Source organism: Bacteroides sp. MSK.20.12, from assembly GCF_019052435.1.
In the GTDB taxonomy this organism is placed as follows: Bacteria; Bacteroidota; Bacteroidia; order Bacteroidales; family Bacteroidaceae; genus Bacteroides; species Bacteroides xylanisolvens.
This window is the reverse complement of record NZ_JAHQVH010000016.1, coordinates 57,058-79,223: the sequence shown is the minus strand read 5'-3', so window position 1 is coordinate 79,223 and position 22,166 is coordinate 57,058. Positions and strand designations below refer to the sequence as shown.

Annotated in this window: 22 protein-coding genes; 14 read left to right on the top strand and 8 right to left on the bottom strand. The window is 41.1% G+C overall.

The window, feature by feature from the left end; genetic code table 11:
- Positions 1-42: 42 nt before the first annotated feature.
- On the top strand, positions 43-1,035 hold the full coding sequence (gene tsf, locus KTR06_RS10640; RefSeq protein ID WP_004297205.1) for a translation elongation factor Ts: 993 nt from the start codon (positions 43-45) through the stop codon (positions 1,033-1,035).
- Between the two features lie 268 nt (positions 1,036-1,303).
- On the opposite strand, the gene KTR06_RS10635 is transcribed toward tsf, so the two are convergent.
- Both KTR06_RS10635 and KTR06_RS10630 read right to left on the bottom strand, forming a co-directional pair.
- On the bottom strand, positions 1,304-1,813 hold the full coding sequence (locus KTR06_RS10635) for a TlpA disulfide reductase family protein (RefSeq protein ID WP_217290335.1): 510 nt from the start codon (positions 1,811-1,813) through the stop codon (positions 1,304-1,306).
- A gap of 35 nt (positions 1,814-1,848) precedes the next feature.
- Positions 1,849-2,199, bottom strand: coding sequence for a translation initiation factor (locus KTR06_RS10630; protein WP_151934831.1), 351 nt, complete (start codon positions 2,197-2,199; stop codon positions 1,849-1,851).
- Positions 2,200-2,364: 165 nt separating this feature from the next.
- Between KTR06_RS10630 and KTR06_RS10625 the strand changes: the two genes are divergently transcribed.
- From KTR06_RS10625 to KTR06_RS10610, 4 genes are read left to right on the top strand one after another with little or no spacing between them, the layout of a single operon-like run.
- Positions 2,365-3,015, top strand: a complete 651-nt coding sequence (locus KTR06_RS10625) for a redox-sensing transcriptional repressor Rex (RefSeq protein ID WP_004297208.1) — start codon at positions 2,365-2,367, stop codon at positions 3,013-3,015.
- Positions 3,015-3,629: a fumarylacetoacetate hydrolase family protein gene (locus KTR06_RS10620; protein ID WP_004314720.1), complete on the top strand. Its 615-nt coding sequence runs from the start codon at positions 3,015-3,017 to the stop codon at positions 3,627-3,629. Before KTR06_RS10625 ends, KTR06_RS10620 begins: the two co-directional genes overlap by 1 nt.
- A gap of 38 nt (positions 3,630-3,667) precedes the next feature.
- Positions 3,668-4,150 (top strand): 2-C-methyl-D-erythritol 2,4-cyclodiphosphate synthase, encoded by a 483-nt coding sequence (gene ispF, locus KTR06_RS10615; RefSeq protein WP_004308656.1) that lies wholly within the window; start codon positions 3,668-3,670, stop codon positions 4,148-4,150.
- Positions 4,151-4,168: 18 nt separating this feature from the next.
- Positions 4,169-5,176, top strand: a complete 1,008-nt coding sequence (locus KTR06_RS10610; protein ID WP_074706626.1) for a metallophosphoesterase family protein — start codon at positions 4,169-4,171, stop codon at positions 5,174-5,176.
- Here the strand turns inward: KTR06_RS10610 and KTR06_RS10605 are convergent.
- The gene (locus KTR06_RS10605; protein WP_004314722.1) at positions 5,166-6,029 is read right to left on the bottom strand and encodes a hypothetical protein; all 864 of its coding nucleotides are present in this window, start codon (positions 6,027-6,029) and stop codon (positions 5,166-5,168) included. The genes KTR06_RS10610 and KTR06_RS10605 overlap by 11 nt on opposite strands.
- 110 nt (positions 6,030-6,139) lie before the next feature.
- Here KTR06_RS10605 and mnmA point away from each other — a divergent pair, with 110 nt between their 5' ends.
- The 8 genes from mnmA (at position 6,140) to KTR06_RS10565 (ending at position 13,926) form a co-directional block, all read left to right on the top strand.
- Positions 6,140-7,225: a tRNA 2-thiouridine(34) synthase MnmA gene (gene mnmA, locus KTR06_RS10600; RefSeq protein ID WP_195651286.1), complete on the top strand. Its 1,086-nt coding sequence runs from the start codon at positions 6,140-6,142 to the stop codon at positions 7,223-7,225.
- Between the two features lie 24 nt (positions 7,226-7,249).
- A complete protein-coding gene (locus tag KTR06_RS10595; protein WP_141408851.1) occupies positions 7,250-8,605 on the top strand; it encodes a S8 family serine peptidase in 1,356 nt (451 codons plus the stop codon).
- 12 nt (positions 8,606-8,617) lie between these two features.
- A complete protein-coding gene (gene xseA, locus KTR06_RS10590) occupies positions 8,618-9,850 on the top strand; it encodes an exodeoxyribonuclease VII large subunit (protein ID WP_211421267.1) in 1,233 nt (410 codons plus the stop codon).
- A 60-nt stretch (positions 9,851-9,910) separates the two neighbouring features.
- The gene (gene xseB / locus KTR06_RS10585) at positions 9,911-10,120 is read left to right on the top strand and encodes an exodeoxyribonuclease VII small subunit (RefSeq protein WP_004314727.1); all 210 of its coding nucleotides are present in this window, start codon (positions 9,911-9,913) and stop codon (positions 10,118-10,120) included.
- 39 nt (positions 10,121-10,159) lie between these two features.
- Positions 10,160-11,191 carry a branched-chain amino acid aminotransferase gene (locus KTR06_RS10580; protein ID WP_255344345.1) on the top strand — a complete coding sequence of 344 codons (1,032 nt, stop codon included), beginning with the start codon at positions 10,160-10,162 and terminating at the stop codon, positions 11,189-11,191.
- Positions 11,192-11,236: 45 nt separating this feature from the next.
- A complete protein-coding gene (locus KTR06_RS10575) occupies positions 11,237-11,860 on the top strand; it encodes a DUF975 family protein (protein WP_004314729.1) in 624 nt (207 codons plus the stop codon).
- Positions 11,861-11,972: 112 nt separating this feature from the next.
- Entirely contained in the window at positions 11,973-12,731 is a 759-nt protein-coding gene (trmB, locus tag KTR06_RS10570; protein ID WP_004309382.1) for a tRNA (guanosine(46)-N7)-methyltransferase TrmB, read from the top strand.
- A gap of 94 nt (positions 12,732-12,825) precedes the next feature.
- Positions 12,826-13,926, top strand: coding sequence for an Mrp/NBP35 family ATP-binding protein (locus tag KTR06_RS10565; RefSeq protein WP_217290334.1), 1,101 nt, complete (start codon positions 12,826-12,828; stop codon positions 13,924-13,926).
- A gap of 331 nt (positions 13,927-14,257) precedes the next feature.
- Here the strand turns inward: KTR06_RS10565 and KTR06_RS10560 are convergent, their stop codons facing one another.
- From KTR06_RS10560 to KTR06_RS10550, 3 genes are all read right to left on the bottom strand, one after another.
- Positions 14,258-16,171, bottom strand: a complete 1,914-nt coding sequence (locus KTR06_RS10560; protein ID WP_217290333.1) for a redoxin family protein — start codon at positions 16,169-16,171, stop codon at positions 14,258-14,260.
- A gap of 190 nt (positions 16,172-16,361) precedes the next feature.
- Complete coding sequence (locus tag KTR06_RS10555) at positions 16,362-18,179, bottom strand: M56 family metallopeptidase (protein ID WP_008020471.1); 1,818 nt, start codon at positions 18,177-18,179, stop codon at positions 16,362-16,364.
- 18 nt (positions 18,180-18,197) lie between these two features.
- Positions 18,198-18,563, bottom strand: coding sequence for a BlaI/MecI/CopY family transcriptional regulator (locus KTR06_RS10550; RefSeq protein WP_141408856.1), 366 nt, complete (start codon positions 18,561-18,563; stop codon positions 18,198-18,200).
- 396 nt (positions 18,564-18,959) lie between these two features.
- On the opposite strand from KTR06_RS10550, the gene KTR06_RS10545 reads away from it, so the two are divergent.
- The gene (locus KTR06_RS10545; RefSeq protein WP_217290332.1) at positions 18,960-19,565 is read left to right on the top strand and encodes a porin family protein; all 606 of its coding nucleotides are present in this window, start codon (positions 18,960-18,962) and stop codon (positions 19,563-19,565) included.
- Positions 19,566-19,723: 158 nt separating this feature from the next.
- On the opposite strand, the gene KTR06_RS10540 is transcribed toward KTR06_RS10545, so the two are convergent.
- The gene (locus KTR06_RS10540) at positions 19,724-20,983 is read right to left on the bottom strand and encodes an ABC transporter permease (RefSeq protein ID WP_141408858.1); all 1,260 of its coding nucleotides are present in this window, start codon (positions 20,981-20,983) and stop codon (positions 19,724-19,726) included.
- Positions 20,984-22,165 carry an ABC transporter permease gene (locus tag KTR06_RS10535; RefSeq protein ID WP_032811697.1) on the bottom strand — a complete coding sequence of 394 codons (1,182 nt, stop codon included), beginning with the start codon at positions 22,163-22,165 and terminating at the stop codon, positions 20,984-20,986. It abuts the gene before it with no gap.
- Position 22,166 lies beyond the last annotated feature (1 nt).

The window sequence follows — 22,166 nt, the reverse complement described above, 5'->3', positions numbered from 1 at the left end:
TTGTTTCGAAAATTATTATTCATTTAAATAAAGGAAATTATTATGGCTGTAAGTATGGCTGATATTACCAAGCTGCGCAAAATGACCGGAGCTGGTATGATGGATTGCAAAAACGCGTTGACTGAAGCTGAAGGCGATTTCGACAAGGCAATGGAAATTATCCGTAAGAAAGGACAAGCTGTTGCTGCTAAGCGTTCGGAACGTGAAGCTTCTGAAGGTTGCGTTTTGGCTAAAACTACCGGTGACCGTGCTGTTATCGTTGCTTTGAAGTGTGAAACTGACTTTGTGGCTCAGAATGCTGATTTCGTGAAACTGACTCAGGATATTCTTGATCTTGCTGTGGCTAATAAATGCGCTACTTTGGACGAAGTAAAAGCATTGCCGATGGGTAACGGTACTGTACAGGATGCAGTGACTGACCGTAGCGGTATCACAGGTGAGAAGATGGAACTGGATGGTTACATGACTGTAGAAGGTGTATGCACTGCTGTTTATAATCACATGAACAGAAATGGTCTTTGCACGATTGTTGCTTTCAACAAGGAAGTGAACGAGCAGTTGGCTAAGCAAATAGCTATGCAGATTGCTGCCATGAACCCGATTGCTATTGATGAAGATGGCGTTTCTGAAGAAGTAAAACAGAAAGAAATTGAAGTTGCTATTGAGAAGACAAAAGCAGAACAGGTACAGAAAGCTGTAGAAGCTGCTCTGAAGAAAGCTAACATCAACCCGGCTCATGTGGACAGCGAAGAACACATGGATAGCAACATGGCTAAAGGATGGATTACAGCTGAAGATGTAGCTAAAGCAAAAGAAATCATTGCTACTGTTTCTGCAGAGAAGGCTGCACATCTGCCTGAACAAATGATTCAGAACATCGCGAAAGGTCGTCTGGGCAAGTTCTTGAAAGAAGTTTGCTTATTGAACCAGGAAGATATCATGGACGGTAAGAAAACTGTAAGAGAAGTGTTGGCTGCTGCTGACCCTGAACTGAAGATTGTTGATTTCAAGCGTTTCACTTTGAAAGCTGAATAATCAATCAGATTCAAATTCTATGATGTGGTCCTTAAAAATGAACACATTAAGGGATATTCATTAAAACTCCCTATTTGAAGATATAAGAACGGCAATTAATTCGTTACGAGTTAATTGCCGTTCCTTTTTAATATAACTTTCATTACTAGATATCAATCTAATAGATGATTTTACTTTTGATACACCATCTTTTCTCTTAATCTGATTTTATCCATTCCTTTTCTCAAGAGCTTGCCATGTATAACATGAAGCATATTCTTTAGGAGGATTATTTTAATGCTTTGTCTATTTCCTTCATCAGTTTTTCTGTATCCCCTTTTTCGTAACCGACAGTGGCAGATATCACTTTTCCTTCTTTGTCGATTAAGTAACTTCTAGGAATGTATTGGCTGGAGAATTTCTTTGTGACTTCCCGTTTGGGGTCCGGGTAGAGAGGAAATGTAAACCCTTTACGATTGTTGTATTTCGTTAATTGCTTGTCTGTATGTTCGCGCCCGATTACTAATATACGGAAATCCTTGTTGTCTTTATACTTAGGCCAAAGTGTTTGCTGAATTTCAGCCAGTTCGTTTTGGCAAGGACCACACCAAGTGGCGAAAATATTGATTAATACAACTTTCCCTTTCAGGTCTTCAGAGTTTATGGTACCGTTCACTGTTGAATGAAGGGTGAAAACAGGCATATTATCGCCTACCTTGACGATATCAGCATTGTTGTCTTGTGCGAATGACAACAGTGAGAATAGTGCTGCTGCAAAGAATAATGTTACTTTTCTCATATCTTTAAAATATTTAGTTATAAATACTATTTAGTTTAACCTCCTATGCCTTTGGTTTTGGCATATCCTTCTTTGATAAGCAGCTCTATGATTTTGGTTTTGAAATCTCCTTGTACCATAATCTCTCCGTCTTTAGCCGATCCGCCTACTCCGCATTTGCTTTTCAGTAGCTTACCCAGCTCTTTCAAGTCGTTTTCCGTACCTATAAATCCGGTAATTAATGTGACCACTTTACCGCCCCGGTTCTTTTTGTCAATGGAAACTCGCAGGTTTTGTTTGTTTTTGTCGAGAGTAACTTGCTCTTCATCGTTATCCATTTCATAGCCGAAGTCCGGATTCGTGGAATACACTACGTTTAATCTATCTTTCCAATCATTATTTTTCATACTCGTCATTTTTAATCCTTTTCAAAAGTATTAAACTTATGGAAAAGAGCAAAATTTGAACCTCTTTTCATTGTTTTGTTTAATCTCTATTAAGGTTTTCAGTTATAGGGTTGTCAGTCTCAAAAAAGATTGTACTTTTGCAAAATACCAAATTAAGTAAGAAGTATGAGCACATCTATACGAAAAGAGGCGGATAAAGTGCCGGAGCCTACCTTGCGCAGACTTCCCTGGTATCTGTCCAACATAAAACTAATGAAAGAAAAAGGAGAGCAGTATGTCTCTTCTACACAAATCTCTAAAGAAATAAATATTGACGCTTCTCAAATCGCCAAGGATTTATCCTACGTCAATATCTCCGGGCGCACGAGAGTAGGGTATAACATTGATGCGCTGATTGAAGTGTTGGAGAGTTTTCTTGGATTTACCAATATGCACAAAGCCTTCTTGTTTGGTGTAGGTAGCCTGGGGGCTGCTTTGCTTCGGGATTCAGGTTTGCATCATTTCGGGCTGGAGATTGTGGCAGCTTTTGATGTGAATCCGGAATTGGTGGGAAAAGACCTGAATGGTATTCCTATTTTTCACTCCGATGATTTTGAGGCAAAGATGAAAGAATACGATGTAAATATCGGTGTGTTGACCGTGCCTATTAATATTGCTCAGGAAATTACAGATAAGATGGTAGACGGAGGTATAAAAGCCGTATGGAACTTTACTCCTTTCCGAATCCGTGTACCCGAGAATATTGTGGTGCAGAATACGTCTTTATATGCTCATTTGGCTGTTATGTTTAACCGATTGAATTTTAACGAGAAATAATGAAGATTATTGCAGTAGGCATGAACTACGCCCAGCATAACAAAGAACTGGGACATACACAAGTAAATACGGAGCCGGTGATTTTTATGAAGCCTGATTCTGCTATTCTGAAAGATGGCAAACCGTTTTTCATCCCCGACTTTTCCAACGAGATACATTATGAAACGGAATTGGTAGTCCGTATCAACCGATTGGGGAAAAATATCGCTCCCCGTTTTGCTAACCGCTATTATGATGCTGTGACAGTCGGTATCGACTTTACAGCCCGTGACCTTCAACGAAAGTTCCGTGAACAGGGGAATCCCTGGGAGCTTTGTAAAGGTTTTGACTCATCGGCTGCTATTGGGACTTTTGTTCCGGTAGAGCATTATAAAGATATTCAAAATTTGAACTTCAATCTGTTGATCGACAGTAAAGAAGTACAGCGTGGCTGTACAGCAGATATGCTTTTCAAGATAGATGATATTATCGCTTATGTCAGTCGGTTTGTAACGTTGAAAATCGGAGATCTACTCTTTACGGGGACTCCTGTCGGTGTAGGTCCTGTTAGTATCGGACAGCGTTTGCAAGGTTATCTGGAAGAGGAAAAACTGCTGGATTTCTATATCCGTTGATCTTTTTTATTCATTAGTACTCATTTGTTATACAAAATATGAAGATAAGAGTAGGCTTTGGCTTTGACGTACATCAGCTGGTCGAAGGGCGTGAATTGTGGCTGGGTGGTATTCTTTTGGAACATACAAAAGGATTGTTGGGGCATTCGGATGCTGATGTATTGTTGCATGCGGTTTGCGATGCTTTGTTAGGGGCGGCGAATATGCGTGATATCGGCTATCACTTTCCCGATACGGCTGGAGAATTTAAAAACATAGATAGCAAAATTCTGCTGAAGAAAACAGTGGAATTGATTGCTACCAAAGGATATAAAGTGGGTAATATCGATGCAACCATTTGTGCCGAACGCCCGAAGTTAAAGGCACATATTCCTTTGATGCAAGAGACGATGGCAACTGTCATGGGAATTGATGCGGATGATATTTCCATTAAGGCGACTACTACCGAGAAACTCGGTTTTACGGGTCGTGAAGAAGGTATATCAGCCTATGCTACCGTATTGATAGAGAAGATTTCTTAACCCCTAAAACAAATAAATATGATTCGGCTCTTAAAAATTTACTTAACACTTACCTTTTTGTTGGTAACAACTTTTTGTATGGCTCAAAAGAGTGAACTGAAATTTAGTAAAGATGGTAAATTCAAAATTGTGCAATTTACCGATGTGCATTTTAAATACGGCAACCGGGCTTCTGATATCGCTTTGGAACGCATAAATCAGGTGCTTGATGATGAACGCCCGGATTTGGTGATTTTTACCGGCGATGTTGTTTATTCTGCTCCGGCAGATTCCGGAATGTTGCAGGTATTGGAACCGGTAGTTAAACGCAAACTGCCTTTCGTGGTCACTTTTGGTAATCATGACAATGAACAGGGAATGACACGGGAACAGTTATATGATATTATCCGTAAAGTTCCCGGCAATTTATTGCCTGACCGGGGAACAGTCTTATCGCCGGACTATGTATTAACTGTGAAATCGTCTTCTAATGTAAAGAAGGATGCAGCTTTGCTTTATTGCATGGATTCTCATTCCTATTCTCCTTTGAAAGATGTGAAGGGATATGCATGGCTTACATTCGATCAGATAAATTGGTATCGCCAGCAGAGTGCAGCTTATAAAGCGCAAAATGGTGGACAGCCTTTGCCGGCTCTTGCCTTTTTCCATATTCCTCTTCCTGAATACAATGAAGCTGCCCGTACCGAAAATGCGATTCTTCGCGGAACTCGTATGGAGGAAGCTTGTGCACCTAAATTGAATACGGGAATGTTTGCGGCAATGAAAGAAGCGGGTGATGTGATGGGTATGTTTGTAGGACACGATCATGATAATGATTATGCAGTGATGTGGAAAGGTATTCTTCTGGCTTATGGACGCTTCACCGGTGGAAATACGGAATATAATCATTTGCCTAACGGGGCCCGTATCATCGTATTAGATGAGGGGGCTCGTACATTTACGTCCTGGATTCGTCAGAAAGACGGAGTGGTGGATAAAATTTCCTATCCGGCAAGTTTTGTCAAGGACGATTGGACTAAACGTTGAGGCTTGCGAACTTCACATGGCTAAGGCGCGTGTACTTTGAACCATAGCTTTCATATTGGCGTGATACTTTCGCCGATGCAATGTAGATAATATCTCCCAGTCGGTATTCATGTTCTATCCCTGATAGAGTGCATGAAACCGCACTGGGATTTTTTGATGGAATACTTATAATAACCAGGTTTCCACTGGCATCGGTTAAAGTCAGTATCTGCTTGACAAAAAACTGTGGGGTAGTGCCGTTCACTCTTGTTTTGTATGGATCGTCTTCCAGTCGTACGCGTGTGACTTTTAATTTTAAGTCAGTCAGTTTTTCCCCTAATTCTCCCAAATAGCGGCTTGATGAACGTTTCTCTCTCGACTTTCTGATCATGATATCCAAATGTATGGAATGATAAGCCTGTGCTATTTGGACGAAGCGTTCCTGTTTAGGTATTTTTGGGGTGAACTTGTAAGCTACCCAACTTAAATAGGCAGGATCTATCTTCAAAATTTCATGAAGAAAATGTCCCCGGTATTTTCCGAAAAAGATAAGGTCGTCACCGTTACTCTGCATTCTTTTCTCATTGTAATCCATGAGAATAAGGCAACGCCTTGAATAGTAAAACATTGTACTGGCCATTCGGAGGGATTCGTTAATGTCCGGTGACAGGTCATGTATATAAAGAATAGATTGCTTTTCGGGCAGGGGAGAGTACAGCCAAAGGGAATAGTTTGGTTTCCCCGGTCGGGGCAACACCACCAAGTAGACTCCTGCCTCTTTAAAAGAGGCTCTGCCTCGGTTGTACTCATTCAATTTGGCATACAATAAGGCTTCTTCGTTTTCGGAAATGCCCGGTAATCTAGGGTTAGCCATAATTGTTCTCGCTTTTGGTATATTTCAAATATAAGGATTTTCTTTCAGAAAAGCAACTTTTCTCTTTGAAATCTCGTACATTTGTAACCATGTAAATTTTCAAAATTCGAATGGAAGAACGAAACAAGAGAGTATTGGTAGGTATGAGCGGTGGCATAGACAGCACCGCTACTTGCTTGATGCTGCAAGAACAAGGATATGAGATCGTAGGAGTTACCATGCGTGTGTGGGGAGATGAACCGCAGGACGCCAGGGAGTTAGCTGAACGAATGGGGATTGAACATTATGTGGCAGATGAGCGTATTCCTTTTAAAGAGACCATCGTAAAAAACTTCATAGATGAATATAAGCAGGGGCGTACACCGAATCCGTGTGTGATGTGCAATCCGTTGTTTAAGTTCCGTGTTCTGACGGAGTGGGCGGATAAGTTGAATTGTGCATGGGTAGCTACCGGACATTATTCGCGATTGGAAGAGAAAAACGGAAACATTTATATAGTAGCCGGAGACGATGATAAGAAAGATCAGTCGTATTTTCTCTGGAGATTGGGGCAGGATGTGCTGAAACGTTGCATTTTCCCGTTGGGAGATTATACGAAAGTAAAGGTCCGTGAGTATCTTGCGGAGAAAGGATATGAAGCAAAGTCGAAAGAAGGAGAAAGTATGGAAGTCTGCTTTATTAAAGGAGATTATCGTGATTTTCTTCGTGAGCAGTGTCCCGAACTGGATAGTGAAATCGGACCGGGATGGTTTGTTAACTCTGAAGGAGTAAAACTGGGGAAACATAAAGGAGCACCTTATTATACGATTGGCCAACGAAAAGGACTGGAGATCGCTTTAGGAAAGCCTGCTTATGTGTTGAAAATCAATCCGCAGAAAAATACGGTGATGCTTGGAGATGCCGACCAATTGGAAACTGAATACATGTTGGCGGAGCAGGATAAGATTGTGGATGAACGGGAACTGTTCGGGTGTGAGGATCTGACAGTGCGGATTCGTTATCGCAGTCGTCCGATTCCCTGTCGGGTGAAAAGACTGGAAGACGGACGTTTGTTGGTCCGTTTCCTCGAAACGGCTTCAGCCATTGCTCCCGGACAATCTGCTGTGTTTTATGATGGAAGACGGGTGCTGGGAGGAGCTTTTATCGCTTCCCAAAGAGGAATCGGGCTGGTGATTATAGAAAATGAAGAATTATGATTGATTAAAATAGAAAGATAACTTATGAAGAAGTTTATAGTATTGATTCTCGCTCTAAATATGTATCTGGGGGTATCTGCCCAATTTACTCCGGGAGATACCTTAAAATACCGGATTAGTCTGAAAGACAAAGCGGCTACGGACTATTCTTTGCAGAAACCGGAAAAGTATTTGTCTAAGAAATCTATTGAGCGGAGAAAAAAACAGGGATTGCCCATTGATTCTACCGATTTACCGGTTTGCAGGACGTATGTAGATGCCATACGAAAAACTGGTGTTCATGTACTTGTGACCGGGAAATGGGATAATTTCGTTACTGTTTCTTGTAATGACAGTACTTTAATCAGCGAAATAGCTCAACTGCCTTTTGTACGTTCTACAGAAAGGGTGTGGAAAGGTATCACGCAAAGAGCATTTCAAAGAGACTCATTGATAAATAAACCGTTGCGCACCGATAGCCTTTACGGTCCTGCAATCACGCAAGCGGCTATGAGCCGCGTCGATCTCCTGCATGATGCCGGCTTTAAGGGACAGGGAATGACTATTGCCGTGATTGATGCCGGCTTCCATAATGTGGATAAGATTGATGCCATGAAAAATATCCGTATCCTCGGTGTGCGTGACTTTGTGAATCCGGAGGCAGATATTTATGCAGAAAGCAGTCATGGAATGTCTGTATTGTCCTGTATGGCTATGAACCAGCCGCATGTGATGATTGGCACTGCTCCTGAAGCTTCTTATTGGTTGCTGCGTAGTGAAGACGAATATTCGGAAAATTTGGTAGAGCAGGATTATTGGGCGGCAGCTATCGAGTTTGCCGATAGTGTAGGAGTGGATTTAGTGAATACATCGCTTGGTTACTACTCATTTGACGATCCTGCGAAGAATTATAGATACCGTGACTTGAATGGTCATTATGCATTGATGTCCCGTGAAGCTGCGAAGGCTGCCGATAAAGGAATGGTAGTTGTGTGCAGTGCCGGAAATTCGGGTGCAGGTTCGTGGAAGAAGATTACTCCTCCGGGAGATGCGGAGAATATCATAACTGTAGGAGCTGTAACAAAAAGAGGAGAACTGGCGCCGTTTTCTTCTGTAGGAAATACAGCTGACGGACGTGTGAAACCGGACGTAGTGGCTGTCGGTTTAAATTCGGATGTGATGGGAACGGATGGAAATCTTCGTCGCGCCAATGGAACCTCTTTTGCTTCTCCGATTATGTGCGGTATGGTAGCTTGCTTGTGGCAAGCTTGTCCGAAGCTGACGGCAAAGCAGATTATTGATTTGGTGCGTCAGTCAGGTGATAGAGCTGATTTCCCGGATAATATATATGGATATGGTATTCCCGATTTGTGGAAGGCATATCAATCAACTCAACGTTAACTGTTCTTTTTTATGGATTCTCTTTCCCTTTTAGAACTGAATTCACTTGTCCGCCGTAGTCTGGAGCAATGCCTGCCCGATGAATATTGGATACAGGCAGAGTTGAGCGATGTCCGTTCCAATACGACGGGGCATTGTTATCTGGAATTTGTGCAGAAAGATCCTCGTAGTAATAATCTCGTAGCCAAAGCACGGGGGATGATTTGGAATAATATCTACCGCTTGCTGAAACCCTATTTTGAGGAAAGCACCGGACAACTATTTACCTCCGGTATTAAAGTGCTGGTGAAAGTAACTGTTCAGTTTCATGAGTTATATGGTTACAGTTTGACGGTGCTTGGTATTGATCCTGCTTACACGTTGGGAGATATGGCTCGCCGTCGTCGGGAAATATTACTGCAGTTGGAAGAGGAGGGAGTCTTGACGTTGAATAAAGAACTTGAAATGCCGGTTCTTCCCCAACGTGTTGCTGTCATTTCTTCGGCTACCGCAGCCGGATATGGAGATTTCTGCCATCAGTTACAGCACAATCCGGGCGGATTCTATTTTTATACAGAACTTTTTCCGGCTTTAATGCAAGGCAATCAGGTTGAAGAGTCTGTATTGGTGGCTTTAGACCGTATCAATGCCCGCATCAATGAATTTGACGTAGTGGTCATTATTCGTGGCGGTGGGGCTACTTCCGATTTATCCGGTTTTGATACTTATTTACTAGCAGCTGCATGTGCGCAATTTCCATTACCTATCATTACCGGTATTGGTCATGAACGCGATGATACAGTGCTTGACTCTGTAGCTCATACCCGGGTAAAGACTCCTACGGCTGCTGCCGAACTTCTGATTCATCAGGTAACGGAAGTAGCAGAGCATCTGGAAGAATTATCTGTACGTCTTCAACAGGGAGCTTATATGCTTCTTGAGCAGGAACAACGAAGGTTGGAGGCGCTCCAAATCCGTATTCCCAATCTTGTTCACCGCAAACTTGCGGATGCTCGTTTTTCTTTGCTGGCAGCAAAGAAGGATTTGTCACAAGTGGCGAAAGCATTGTTGGCCCGTCAGTCTCACCGGTTGGAACTTTTACAACAGCGAATAGCAGACGCCTCTCCGGATAAACTCTTGAGCCGGGGATACAGTATTACAATCAAAGACGGGAAAGCGGTGACGGATGCATCTTCGCTGAAACCGGGAGATCGCTTGACAACCCGGTTGCTGAAAGGAGAAGTGCAATCTGTGGTGGAAAAGTAACTATCCGTCGACTGTGTATTTGTAAGAACATTCATCATTAACCATTAAATATCAATCATCGTGGCAGCAAAAAAAGAAACATATTCCCAAGCAATGGAACGTCTCGAAAAGATCGTTCGCCAGATAGATAATAACGAACTGGATATCGACATTTTGAGTGAGAAAATAAAAGAAGCCAATGAGATTATTGCTTTTTGCAAGGATAAACTGACAAAAGCCGACCGGGAAGTCGAAAAATTATTGCAAGAAAAGAGGCTATCTGAAGAATAAAAGTTATTTTTGCGTTTCAATGCAATAGAAAATAAACTAATACATAACAATATGAAAGAAATAGACTGGGCGAATCTGTCATTCGGATACATGAAGACAGATTACAATGTGAGAATCAACTTCCGTAATGGTGCATGGGGAGAATTAGAGGTTAGTAGTGACGAACACCTCAATTTGCACATGGCGGCAACCTGTTTGCACTATGGTCAGGAAGCCTTTGAAGGGCTGAAAGCATTCCGTGGAAAGGATGGTAAAGTACGTATTTTCCGTTTGGAAGAAAACGCTGCCCGTCTGCAATCTACTTGCCAGGGAATTCTGATGGCAGAACTTCCGACAGAACGGTTTAAAGAAGCAATTTTGAAAGTCGTAAAACTGAATGAACGTTTTATCCCTCCTTATGAAACCGGTGCTTCTCTTTACATTCGTCCGCTGTTGATCGGAACAAGTGCCCAAGTAGGTGTACATCCTGCTGAAGAGTATATGTTTGTAGTGTTCGTAACTCCGGTAGGTCCATATTTCAAAGGTGGTTTCTCTACCAATCCGTACGTTATCATTCGTGAGTTCGATCGTGCCGCTCCTCATGGAACAGGTATTTATAAAGTAGGTGGCAACTATGCAGCCAGCCTTCGTGCTAACAAGAAAGCACACGATCTGGGTTATTCCTGCGAGTTCTATCTTGATGCGAAAGAAAAAAAATATATCGATGAATGTGGTGCTGCCAATTTCTTCGGTATTAAAGATAATACTTATATCACTCCGAAATCATCTTCTATCCTGCCTTCTATTACCAATAAGAGTTTGATGCAGTTGGCAGAAGATATGGGTATCAAGGTGGAACGCCGTCCGATACCGGAAGAAGAACTGGAAACGTTTGAAGAAGCAGGTGCTTGTGGTACTGCCGCAGTAATCAGCCCGATTCAGCGTATCGATGATTTGGAAAACGGAAAATCATACGTTATCTCTAAAGACGGTAAGCCGGGACCTATCTGTACAAAATTGTACAATAAGCTGCGTGGAATTCAGTATGGCGACGAGCCGGATACACATGGCTGGGTGACAATTGTGGAATAACTGTATATAATGAAATAACACATTTATCAATTAATATTATTCACTATGTTAAAACTAAACTCAGAACTGCGTGCTCAGGCGCGTGAGGCACTTCGAGGAAAGTGGCCTATGGCAGCCGTTGCTGCACTTATTTATTCAGTTATTGCCGGTGGATTATCTGCTATTCCTGTGATTGGCGGATTATGTTCATTGTTTGTCGGACTACCGGTTGCATACGGCTTTACTATTGTAATGCTTGGTGTATGTAGAGGCAAAGACATTGACTTTGGTGTTTTGTTCGAAGGTTTCCAGGATTATGGACGTATTTTTGTAACTATGTTGCTTCAGACTGTCTATACAGTTTTGTGGTCATTATTGCTGGTTATACCGGGTATCATTAAGTCTTATTCTTATGCAATGACATCTTTTATCTTGAAAGATGAACCGGAAATGAAAAACAATGCAGCTATTGAGAAAAGTATGGCTATGATGGAAGGGAACAAGATGAAGTTGTTCATGCTTGATTTAAGCTTCATTGGTTGGGCTATCCTTTGTATTTTTACTTTTGGTATCGGATTTCTTTTCCTGCAACCGTATGTTGCTATTTCCCGTGCAGCTTTCTATGAAGATTTGAAAGCACAACAAGGTGGAAATGTAGAAGTAAACGTTGAGGTGAATGTTGAGATTTAATAACACGAAGCATTCAATATTATAGAAGAATGGAGCATAGAGAAATCTGTGCTCCATTTCTTTTTGTCGGTTGCGTCAAAATCAGTACCTTTGCGGTCTAATCAGGATTGATATGGGAAAGAATAAATTAGAAAAGTTTGCCGATATGGCGAGTTATCCACACGTGTTCGAATATCCTTATTCGGCGGTAGATAACGTGCCTTTTGACATGAAGGGAAAATGGCATAAGGAGTTTTTTAAAAACGATCATCCGATTGTGCTCGAACTAGGCTGCGGACGTGGTGAGTACACCGTCGGCTTGGGTAAAATGTTTCCCGAAAAGAACTTTATAGCAGTTGATATAAAAGGTGCCCGTATGTGGACGGGAGCAACGGAATCATTACAGGCCGGAATGAAGAATGTCGCTTTTCTGCGTACCAATATTGAAATCATTGAACGTTTTTTTGCCGAAGGCGAAGTAAGTGAAATATGGCTTACCTTCTCTGACCCGCAAATGAAGAAAGCAACCAAGCGATTGACTTCCACCTATTTTATGGAACGGTACCGTAAATTCTTGCAGCCGAATGGTATTATCCACCTGAAAACGGACAGCAACTTCATGTTTACCTATACAAAATACATGATTGAAGCAAACCGTCTTCCCGTTGAGTTTATGACCGAAGATTTATATCATTCCGATTTGGTAGATGATATTCTCGGTATCAAGACTTATTATGAACAACAATGGCTCGATCGTGGTTTAGCTATTAAGTATATCAAATTCCGGCTTCCGCAGGAAGGTCAATTGCAAGAACCGGATGTAGAAATAGAGCTCGATCCTTATCGTAGCTACAATCGTAGCAAACGTAGCGGATTAAGTACAAGTAAATAGTTTTGTGCAGTAACAATCGCCCTTAAAGTGAACTGACACTTAATCGAATGGTGATTTTAAATTGTAAATAGTAAATCGTCAAATAGTAAATAAAATGACTCTCTATCCTAAATTGATATTAGATGCATTGGCAACGGTGCGTTATCCCGGTACGGGAAAGAATCTGGTGGAAGCGGAGATGGTTGCCGATAATCTCCGTATTGATGGCATGACTGTCAGCTTCTCATTGATCTTTGAGAAACCGACTGATCCGTTTATGAAATCAATGTTGAAGGCTGCGGAAACAGCTATCCATACGTATGTCTCTCCTGATGTGCAGGTAACGATCACAGCGGAAAGTAAACAAGCTGCCCGTCCGGAAGTTGGCAAGCTCCTTCCGCAAGTGAAGAATATAGTCGGCATATCTTCCGGTAAAGGTGGAGTAGGCAAGTCTACGGTGTCTGCGAATCTGGCTGTTGCTTTGGCTAAATTAGGTTATAAAGTAGGTTTGCTTGATGCTGATATTTTTGGTCCTTCTATGCCGAAGATGTTTCAGGTGGAAGATGCACGCCCTTATGCTGAACGTATCGACGGTCGTGACATGATTATTCCGGTAGAAAAATATGGAGTGAAATTATTATCTATCGGTTTCTTTGTCGATCCGGATCAGGCAACTTTGTGGCGTGGTGGAATGGCTAGTAATGCGTTGAAACAGTTGATTGCTGATGCAGCTTGGGGAGAGTTGGATTATTTTCTGATAGACCTTCCTCCCGGAACCAGTGATATTCATTTGACAGTTGTTCAAACGCTGGCCATGACAGGGGCGATTGTTGTCAGCACTCCGCAGGCAGTGGCTTTGGCAGATGCCCGTAAGGGAATCAATATGTTTACCAATGATAAGGTAAATGTACCTATCCTTGGTTTGGTTGAAAATATGACTTGGTTTACTCCTGCCGAACTTCCCGAAAATAAATACTATATCTTCGGAAAAGAAGGCGCAAAGAAATTGGCTGAAGAGATGAATGTTCCTTTGTTGGGACAGATACCTATCGTACAAAGCATTTGCGAAGGGGGAGATAATGGTACACCTGTTGCGTTGGATGAAGATTCCGTAACCGGACGTGCTTTCTTATCCCTGGCTGCCAGTGTCGTTCGTCAAGTAGATCGACGGAATGTAGAGATGGCGCCGACTCAAATCGTGGAAATGCATAAATAAGTGGAATCTAGAGTTGGATAGCTTTGCAGTAAGTTATCCATAGGATATAAAACGAGCCTCCGTAGTCTTTGAAAAGACTACGGAGGCTCGTTTATTTATTGATTTTTAGGATTACGTATTCTTGCAAAATAATCTTATATTATAATCCGCGTAATCCATGCCTAAATATATTATATAAACTAATTATGATGACATACTTATATAGCAATTGTTGTTGGCGGATTTTCCTCTACAAGATAGTGACGGTATATGTTTAGGATAGTGACGGTATATGATAATGATACCGTCACTATCCTAAACATATACCGTCACTATCTTTTTAACGTTCGAATTACTTATTCAAAGCTTTCATAAGCTCTTTTTTCATGGTGTCTACTCCGGGAAATCCAGTTTGCTTGAAAGTAATATTACCCTCCGGATCAACAACAAAATAAGTAGGAACTCCCCGGATATTGAAGCTGGACATCAGAAAACTCCATTGTTCATTTGTCACACGGAAATGCTCACCATGAATGTCGGTAATCATATTTTCCCAAGTGCCTTTGGGTGAAGTTTCGCCTGTGATGTAGAGGTAGATAATATCCTTGTCTTTTAATTCCTCTTTCATTGGAGTAATGGCTTTATTGGCTGTGCGACAAGGGCCACACCAAGTTGCCCAAAAATCGACTAACAACGTGTGTCCGCGGAATTTAGAGATAATGGATGGGAATAAGTCCTCATTGGAGACTTGTCCCGTCTCGTTTACAGTGAAGCCTGTCTTTCTTTTGTTTAATTCTATTTTCTTTATTATTTCTTTGTTCGTTTGAGTAAGCATCTCTGCGTATGCCGGGGAAGAAAAAGTTTTTAGTTTGGCATTCTGCTCTGCTGTTAACGGGGTAAAATCCTTTATGGATTGATACAGTTTATTAAATTTAATGTTATCGAATAAGGGGCCCTGTCCCGTTCCCAGTGTCTCTTTAAGTACATCTAAAGAATTTGGCAGAAAACTTATCAAGTATATTGTTGATGCGTAATATTTACCGTATAGCGCTTTCAGAGTGTTGATAGAAGTGAACTCTTTCAATATGTCATAGTATCCTGTAGGAATGTCAATGCGGGTATTGTAGAAATAGTCGTCAGTCTGTTCTTTATTCAGTTTATTAACAGCGATATATGCTGATTTTAGTTCTCTCTCCGTCATGGCGATTTTACCAGTCGCTGCCAGATCTACCTGAATATTTAATAGCTCTTTACACGCATTGCTGTATGTGGATTGTGCAATTTCTTTTCGAATGGATGGAAGACGCTCCAATACATAGGCCTTGTATTCATCTGCGCTTTTTCCGGCAATGTCGTTATACATATCCATGTAATAAACGCTTTTCAACACAATATCTATATCTACGGAAGCTAGTTCTTGTTGCAGACTAGCCAGATAACCATTAAAGTATACAGGTTCTCCATACGTTTTATCCTTTTTTTGCAGATGCGCCTGTCTGCGGCATAGTTCCTTTGTATTGATGATGAGCGATGTCTCTTCGTTGGGAGCTATCAGACACTCGATCCAGCCAAAAGGAAGTTCTAATGCTACACTTGTAACGGACGCTACTTTGACCTCCGCCTGAAAAGTGCCGTCTTCTTTGATCTTTATGATATTCTGTTCATTGTGGATATTCAATGCAGGACTTTCTATATGCATCTTCATTTGTTGCATCATCTCTTTTTGATAGTCCAGTATTTTTCCTTTGAGTGTAGCGGTTCCAAAAGCCAACTGAGGAGTAGGCAATATCGCTTTCTTATTTATTTTGTGTATGACTGCTTCTTTGGGAAGTTTTTGTTTATAGGATGTCTCTTTGTCTAATTGTATTCCCCATATCTTATAGGCCCCATCGAAGTCCCCTTCCGAGAAATCCAGACTGGTTACATTTTCAGGTATTGGGGGAAATAAGAGTTGAAACTCCGCTTCTCCCGATTCCGGCATCCAGAATTCCTTATCCAATGTGATTCCAACTCCCTTTCGGATAGGATAAAGCATTCCGTTATTATCTTTCAGAAAACTGCCCGTTGCTATTTTAATCCAGTATTTCGGGCGATAAAAAGCTTTTATATACACTGTTGTCACGGTATCACTCATGACAATTTTATCAATCTCAATACTATTGGAGCTCCATGCTAGAAAAGGAGGCCGCTCGATAACTCTGTCTTTGGCTTGTATGGTGCAGATTGTGCAGAATATTAAACCGATAATCCATGCGAATCTTTTCATGTGAATAATGTTTTATTACACGAACAAATATAAGGATCTTTTTATAACTATCCTTGCGAAAAGCTGAAAAAGAAATGACTTTTTTCAGCACCGGGGAAAGATACGTCCGGCACCGGGAGGAGAGAGTTCCCCACCGATGAACGCCCCGTTCCTCACCGATGAGGAAAGGGAGCGGTATCGGGGAAGTTATTTATTGTAACCGGAACGTGATAGGGAGGGTATACTTAACAGGGACAGCCTGTCCTTTTTGCATTCCCGGTTCCCATTTAGGCATGTTTCCCACTACACGGATGGCTTCTGCATCCAGTGACGGAGATACGCTGCGTAATACTTTTACGTTTGACAAACTACCGTCTGTTCCGATAATCATTTGTATGATTACCCTGCCTTGTTCTTTGTTTTTTTGAGCAATGACAGGATATTTGATACTTCTAGCAAGATAACGCATCAACCCGGCTTGTCCCTCCGGGAATTTGGGCATTGTTTCTACTACAGTGAAAGCCTGATCTGCGTTTTCTCCTTTCACACCTACTGCACCGGGAGTTGAATCTTCCTGTGGACCGTATCCCACTACAACTACTTCGTCCAGATCAGACTGTTTGATCTCTTCCGCCTTGGGTAGTTCTGGATCGGATAGTCTGAAAGCAACGGGAACTGTAAATCTTACATTTACTGCTTCCCCTCTTTGTTTGCCAGGTTGCCATTTAGGCATGGCAGCAATGACACGCATGGCTTCTTTGTCGAGATACGGATTGACACTTCGTTCTACTTTTGTGTCAGCTATACTTCCGTCCTTTTTAACAGTAAAGCTTACAATTACACGTCCTTGTGCACCGATTGCATGTGCTTCAGCCGGATATTTGACATTTTTAGACAAGTAATCCATCAATGCCTTCATCCCTCCCGGAAAATCCGGCATTTCTTCTACAACCTGAAAGACAACTGAATCCGGTACACTCTTGATTTGTGTTTCCGTTACTTCCTTTCCTTTTGTACCTTGCGGAAGGCTGATTTCTTGAATTTCTCTTGTAGAAAGTTCGGGAATATTTGTGGTTTCAGCTTGCATGGCAACTTCTTCCGTTACTTGTCCCATCATTTCTTTTGCAAATTTTTCAGTAGTACGTGCTACCATTTCGATGTTACTGACAATCATCAAGATGCCAGCTAAGGGAAGAAACATCAGATATTTGGTTCTTCCTATTTCTTTCGTTCTTCGTTTATTCATCATTTTAATACGATTTTTGAGTGGTAAAACATTGAAACTATTTGATAAATTTGCTGCAGCCTTGTGATGTGCCAGTCCCAATAAGTGGTACTGGTATGATTTACTATCATGTCCCGTTTCTAATACACGATGGTCTGCCATGTATTCGAGGTTTCCTCTGACCTCCCGTTTCATTAACCAGATAAATGGGTTGAACCAGCAGAATATACACATTATTTCGCTGAAAAGCACATCCACCGAGTGGTATTGTCGGGCATGGGTCTCTTCATGCGTAATGATTTCACTGATTTCAGATTCCGTATGTGATTGCGGGTGTATGAATATCCAGTGGAAGAAAGAAAAAGGACCTGTTTCTTTTTTTAATAGATGTACGCGTACTCCTTGTATATTGCTTTTTGAGCATTGGAAATGCAATCGGATGATGCTACCCAGTTGTACGAAGAAACGTGCGGTAAGTAATAACATTCCGCTCCAATAAATAATTTTAGCGAACTGCGTGATAACCTCTTGCCAATTTATGACAGTCGCTTGTGTAGGAGTCACAACTTGCTCCGGAAGCAGGATGGTTGCATAAAGATCTGCCATTGCCACCATCGGTTCGTGAGCTTTTATCCATCCCTGAATATTCAATAGGGGATAAAGCATGGAGATGGCAAAGAAACATAGCAAAGCCATCCTACGCCAATGGAAGAAGGTGTCTTTATGGAAAAACAACCGATAGAATGCATAGAACAGAGCTATCGCTACATTTATCTTTAGAAAATAAGCTAGTTCCGGAGTCATGATGATGAATGTTTTCTATTAATCTTCTTTTCCTTTTTCAATAAGATCGATAATATCTTTGAGATCATCGGTCGAAATCTTCTGGTCTTTGGCAAAGAAAGAAACCATTTCTTTGTAAGAGTTCTCAAAGTAGTTACGAACTACGCTACTCATGAAATGACGTTTATATTCATTTTCACGAATGGCGGGAGTATATTGGTAGGTATTACCCACACGTTTCGGTGTGACATATCCTTTCCGCTCAAGGTTCTTTACAATAGATGCTACTGTGGTATAAGGAGGTGCCGGTTGCGTATACTTTGCAACAATGTCTTTTACGAAACAGCATTGTAACTCCCAAATGTAGATCATTACTTCTTCTTCTTGTATAGTTAACTTTTCCATGGAGATGTTGTTTAATTACGAATACTTCGCAAATCTACGAATATTTCGTAAATGCGCAATAGTTAGTCGGTTAATAATTGTAAATGTATAAATCTTGCAAGAATATTTTAATTGTGATATGATCCTGAAAATATTTAGGCATAAAAAAAGACCGGATGAGCATAATTTTCATCTATATAGTCACACTTTAATAACATTTATGTAATAAATATAGTATCTAGGATTTTTTTATATAAAATAAATGAAATATATTTGCGGTTACAAAATATACGTTAAATATGGAAGGTGCGTTTCAATGCTTTAACCGGTTGCGAATAATTCCCCGCACTTAAAACAAAACTATTAACTAACAATGCTGACCAAAGGGAAGAGGAAGGCAACTAAAAAATGAATGATATGAAAAAAGGTTTGATTTTTGTGCTATTTGCACTTGTTTCTATCGTTTCTTATTCTCAGATTTCTTGGAATGCCAAAGTAGGTATGAATATGAGTAATTTTACTGGGGATATGGATACTGACATGAAGATTGGATTCAATGTAGGTGTTGGCATGGAATATCAGTTCTCTGATATGTGGTCAATTCAACCTTCTTTGATGATTTCTCAAAAAGGTGGTAAGTATGATAAAGATGGAGAATCAATAAAGTATAATCCAATGTATCTTGAAATTCCGGTACTAGCAGCTGCAAGATTCGCTGTTGCTGATAACCAAAATGTAGTAGTGAAAGCTGGTCCTTATTTTGCATTTGGGATTGCAGGTAAGGCTAAATATGAATATGATGGTGAGACTGAAAAAGGTGATTTCTTTGGTGACGGTGATGATCAATTGGGTGGCAAAAGATTTGATTGCGGTATTGGTGTAGGTGTTGCTTACGAAATTGGTAAATTCTTTGTAGGTTTGGATGGCGAATTTGGCTTTACTAATGTGGTTGATTTCAAATCAGATAATGTAAGTAACCCGAAGAACATGAACTTCTCTATCGGTGTAGGTTACAAGTTCTAAACTTATTATACTCTCTTTATAATATCTCTAAAATCCCTCGTTCTATACTCTCTTGGAACGGGGGATTTTTTTTATGTTTTTATTCGAAAAAAAGAAAAACGGCATACCCTTTATGGAAAGGATACACCGTTAACTCTCTCTCTTGTAATTCTTGCTCATTAATTACTAGGCTGCTTGGATAAGTTTTCTTTCTCTTTTAATTCTTTGTATCGCTCTATTGCATGTTTGCGGCTCATTAGTATTTGCCAGCGGTATACCCAACAGGTGGTAAGGAAATAAATGCCGGCTTGCAACCATAAAGCCTTATATTCAAAAGCTACTTCACTAAGAGTAGCTCCCATATTATTGATTTTTACAAAGCCGTTAATTCCAAAGGTAGAGGGGAAGATGTAAGATACATACTTCCAAAACGGGGGAATAGCTGCTCCCGGCCAAGAGATTCCGGAAATAAATAACAAGGGGACTGACGTGAATACAAAAATCAGCATACACGTTTCCCGGTTGCGAATGGCAATAGAAGCTGTCATCGCAAAGAAAATACAAGCCGCAAGATAGGGGACAACGAATAATATTAATGAACTGGGTTGCCCAATTTGGTTGAGGCTAAATAATCTTGGTACCACATAAAGTACGTAGAAAGCTACCAATATATAAACCAGGAAATAACTCAAGCCTTTTCCTAATACAATTCGCAGCGTTCCGTTGTAATGGCGGTTAATAGGCACGAGATCCTTAAACCTGTTATTTTCACGAGCTGTACCTGCAGCGAGACCGATGCCGAGTAATAATGTTTGTTGGATAATCAATACCAATACTGCAGGAATTAGGAAAGCGGCGAATCCGGCAGTCGGGTTGAAAATGGAAATCTCTTCATATTCGATCGGATAAGCGGTGATTTCATCTTGACGGTCGGTCGTGTTTCCGCTACGTGCAATTTTGATATCCCTGTTCATATCCAGAGAAACGGCAGTGTTGGCAAGAAGCATTGATTTATAGTATAACAATCCGCTCATGTCGCAATAGATGCTCACTTGTGTCTGTTTTCCTTTGGCAATATTGTCACTAAAATCCGAAGGGATATAAATGATACCGTATGCACGCCGGTTTTTCAGCATTTGTTTAGCTTCTTCCATATCGGCACAGTAGGAGACGATTTGAATATCGGGTGTAGCATCTACCTTGCGGAGATATTCGCGGCTAAGAGATGAATGTGAATCATCTACAACAACAGCAGGAACTTCACGCACTACTTCGTTATCATAGATGAAACTATATAGCAACGGATAACCTAACGGGACGAGTATAAAGAATATCAGTACCCCCTGGTCGCGGAAAGTTGTCTGAAACTCCCGTTTCCAGATATAAAACAGGTCATTGATGCCTTGAGCTATCTTATCTTTTAATTTTATATCTTTCATTTAGGGTATATATTTATAGTAAACCAATGCTTCCTTCAGGCGGTGAACCACGAAGAAGGGGAGCATCATAAATATTAATAGTGCCATATAGTTGGTCCATGAGTAAGCCATACTATATCCGTTGAGCGCCTGATCCACGTAAATAAGGAAATAGTGACGCAAAGGAAATAGATTGCTCAAAGCCTGTAAAACAGGATGCATAGCCATGACCGGGAATGAAAAACCGGAAATGGAGAACGATATGACTCCCCACAGGGAAGCAAAACTTAATCCGAGTCGTAGAGTCGGCAGGGTTCCTATCATAACAATACCACAACATTGGGATGCCAGTACAAGACAGAGCGTGGCAAATATCATCGGAAATATACCGCTGTTGCAAGGAAAATGCAGGAATCCATACAGGTATACATTATAGAATATACCCATGATGAAAAAGATTACAGTGTGGGGAAGCAACTTCCCGGCCAATGCAATATAAATGGAGTTGTTACTCATTCGTAACCATTCGCGAGCCGTACGATCTTTGATTTCTACACCGATTGAATAGACAGTTACCATAAATATTAATAGCATGAGTACTCCTGGTATCAGTGTATTGCATAAGTATACCGAATAGTTCAGCCACGGATTATTCAGTGGGTGTGTATCGATAACAATCGGTTGCAGATATGCCATAGCTTGATCCTCTGTTGCACCTTTGGCGTACAACATGGTCCTTGCAGCAGCTCCCGAAGTGAGTTCTCCCATCATTTTCATATCTCTGAACAATAGGGAACCTGCGATCAGATAGGAGTAATTGGTGTAGAAGGAGATTGTCGGTTGTCGTTGGCTCTGTGCCTCTGCCGATAAACCTTTGGGAAGGTAGAAGAATCCGTAGATTTTTCCTTCTTGCATGGCAATGCGTGCATCTGTCACATTACTGTAATGAGCTACAACCCCTGTCTGTGAAAAAGCATCCAGGTTGCGGACAATATTACGGGAAGTAGACGAATCATCCATATCTACTACTCCCGCAGGAAGATCCTTGGGAAGTCCCGAATCCATTAAGGTGGTGAAGAATATATAGCAAAACAGTGGGGCAATGACCATACAGAAGAGGTAGAGCGGGCGTGAAACCAACCGCCGGCACTCTCTTTGCATGACCTGCCACAGGGCTATATATTTCTTTTCTCTCTCTCTCATG

Excerpts from the sequence above, each read along its gene's own strand:
- tsf (WP_004297205.1), top strand. The coding sequence starts at position 43 with ATGGCTGTAAGTATGGCTGATATTACCAAGCTGCGCAAAATGACCGGA.
- KTR06_RS10555 (WP_008020471.1), bottom strand. The coding sequence starts at position 18,179 with ATGACTCCGGAACTAGCTTATTTTCTAAAGATAAATGTAGCGATAGCT.
- mnmA (WP_195651286.1), top strand. The coding sequence starts at position 6,140 with ATGGAAGAACGAAACAAGAGAGTATTGGTAGGTATGAGCGGTGGCATA.
- KTR06_RS10560 (WP_217290333.1), bottom strand. The coding sequence starts at position 16,171 with ATGAAAAGATTCGCATGGATTATCGGTTTAATATTCTGCACAATCTGC.
- xseA (WP_211421267.1), top strand. The coding sequence starts at position 8,618 with ATGGATTCTCTTTCCCTTTTAGAACTGAATTCACTTGTCCGCCGTAGT.
- trmB (WP_004309382.1), top strand. The coding sequence starts at position 11,973 with ATGGGAAAGAATAAATTAGAAAAGTTTGCCGATATGGCGAGTTATCCA.
- KTR06_RS10635 (WP_217290335.1), bottom strand. The coding sequence starts at position 1,813 with ATGAGAAAAGTAACATTATTCTTTGCAGCAGCACTATTCTCACTGTTG.
- KTR06_RS10535 (WP_032811697.1), bottom strand. The coding sequence starts at position 22,165 with ATGAGAGAGAGAGAAAAGAAATATATAGCCCTGTGGCAGGTCATGCAA.
- KTR06_RS10630 (WP_151934831.1), bottom strand. The coding sequence starts at position 2,199 with ATGAAAAATAATGATTGGAAAGATAGATTAAACGTAGTGTATTCCACG.
- KTR06_RS10550 (WP_141408856.1), bottom strand. The coding sequence starts at position 18,563 with ATGGAAAAGTTAACTATACAAGAAGAAGAAGTAATGATCTACATTTGG.
- KTR06_RS10620 (WP_004314720.1), top strand. The coding sequence starts at position 3,015 with ATGAAGATTATTGCAGTAGGCATGAACTACGCCCAGCATAACAAAGAA.
- KTR06_RS10610 (WP_074706626.1), top strand. The coding sequence starts at position 4,169 with ATGATTCGGCTCTTAAAAATTTACTTAACACTTACCTTTTTGTTGGTA.
- KTR06_RS10625 (WP_004297208.1), top strand. The coding sequence starts at position 2,365 with ATGAGCACATCTATACGAAAAGAGGCGGATAAAGTGCCGGAGCCTACC.
- KTR06_RS10565 (WP_217290334.1), top strand. The coding sequence starts at position 12,826 with ATGACTCTCTATCCTAAATTGATATTAGATGCATTGGCAACGGTGCGT.
- KTR06_RS10575 (WP_004314729.1), top strand. The coding sequence starts at position 11,237 with ATGTTAAAACTAAACTCAGAACTGCGTGCTCAGGCGCGTGAGGCACTT.
- KTR06_RS10540 (WP_141408858.1), bottom strand. The coding sequence starts at position 20,983 with ATGAAAGATATAAAATTAAAAGATAAGATAGCTCAAGGCATCAATGAC.
- KTR06_RS10595 (WP_141408851.1), top strand. The coding sequence starts at position 7,250 with ATGAAGAAGTTTATAGTATTGATTCTCGCTCTAAATATGTATCTGGGG.
- ispF (WP_004308656.1), top strand. The coding sequence starts at position 3,668 with ATGAAGATAAGAGTAGGCTTTGGCTTTGACGTACATCAGCTGGTCGAA.
- KTR06_RS10605 (WP_004314722.1), bottom strand. The coding sequence starts at position 6,029 with ATGGCTAACCCTAGATTACCGGGCATTTCCGAAAACGAAGAAGCCTTA.
- KTR06_RS10545 (WP_217290332.1), top strand. The coding sequence starts at position 18,960 with ATGAAAAAAGGTTTGATTTTTGTGCTATTTGCACTTGTTTCTATCGTT.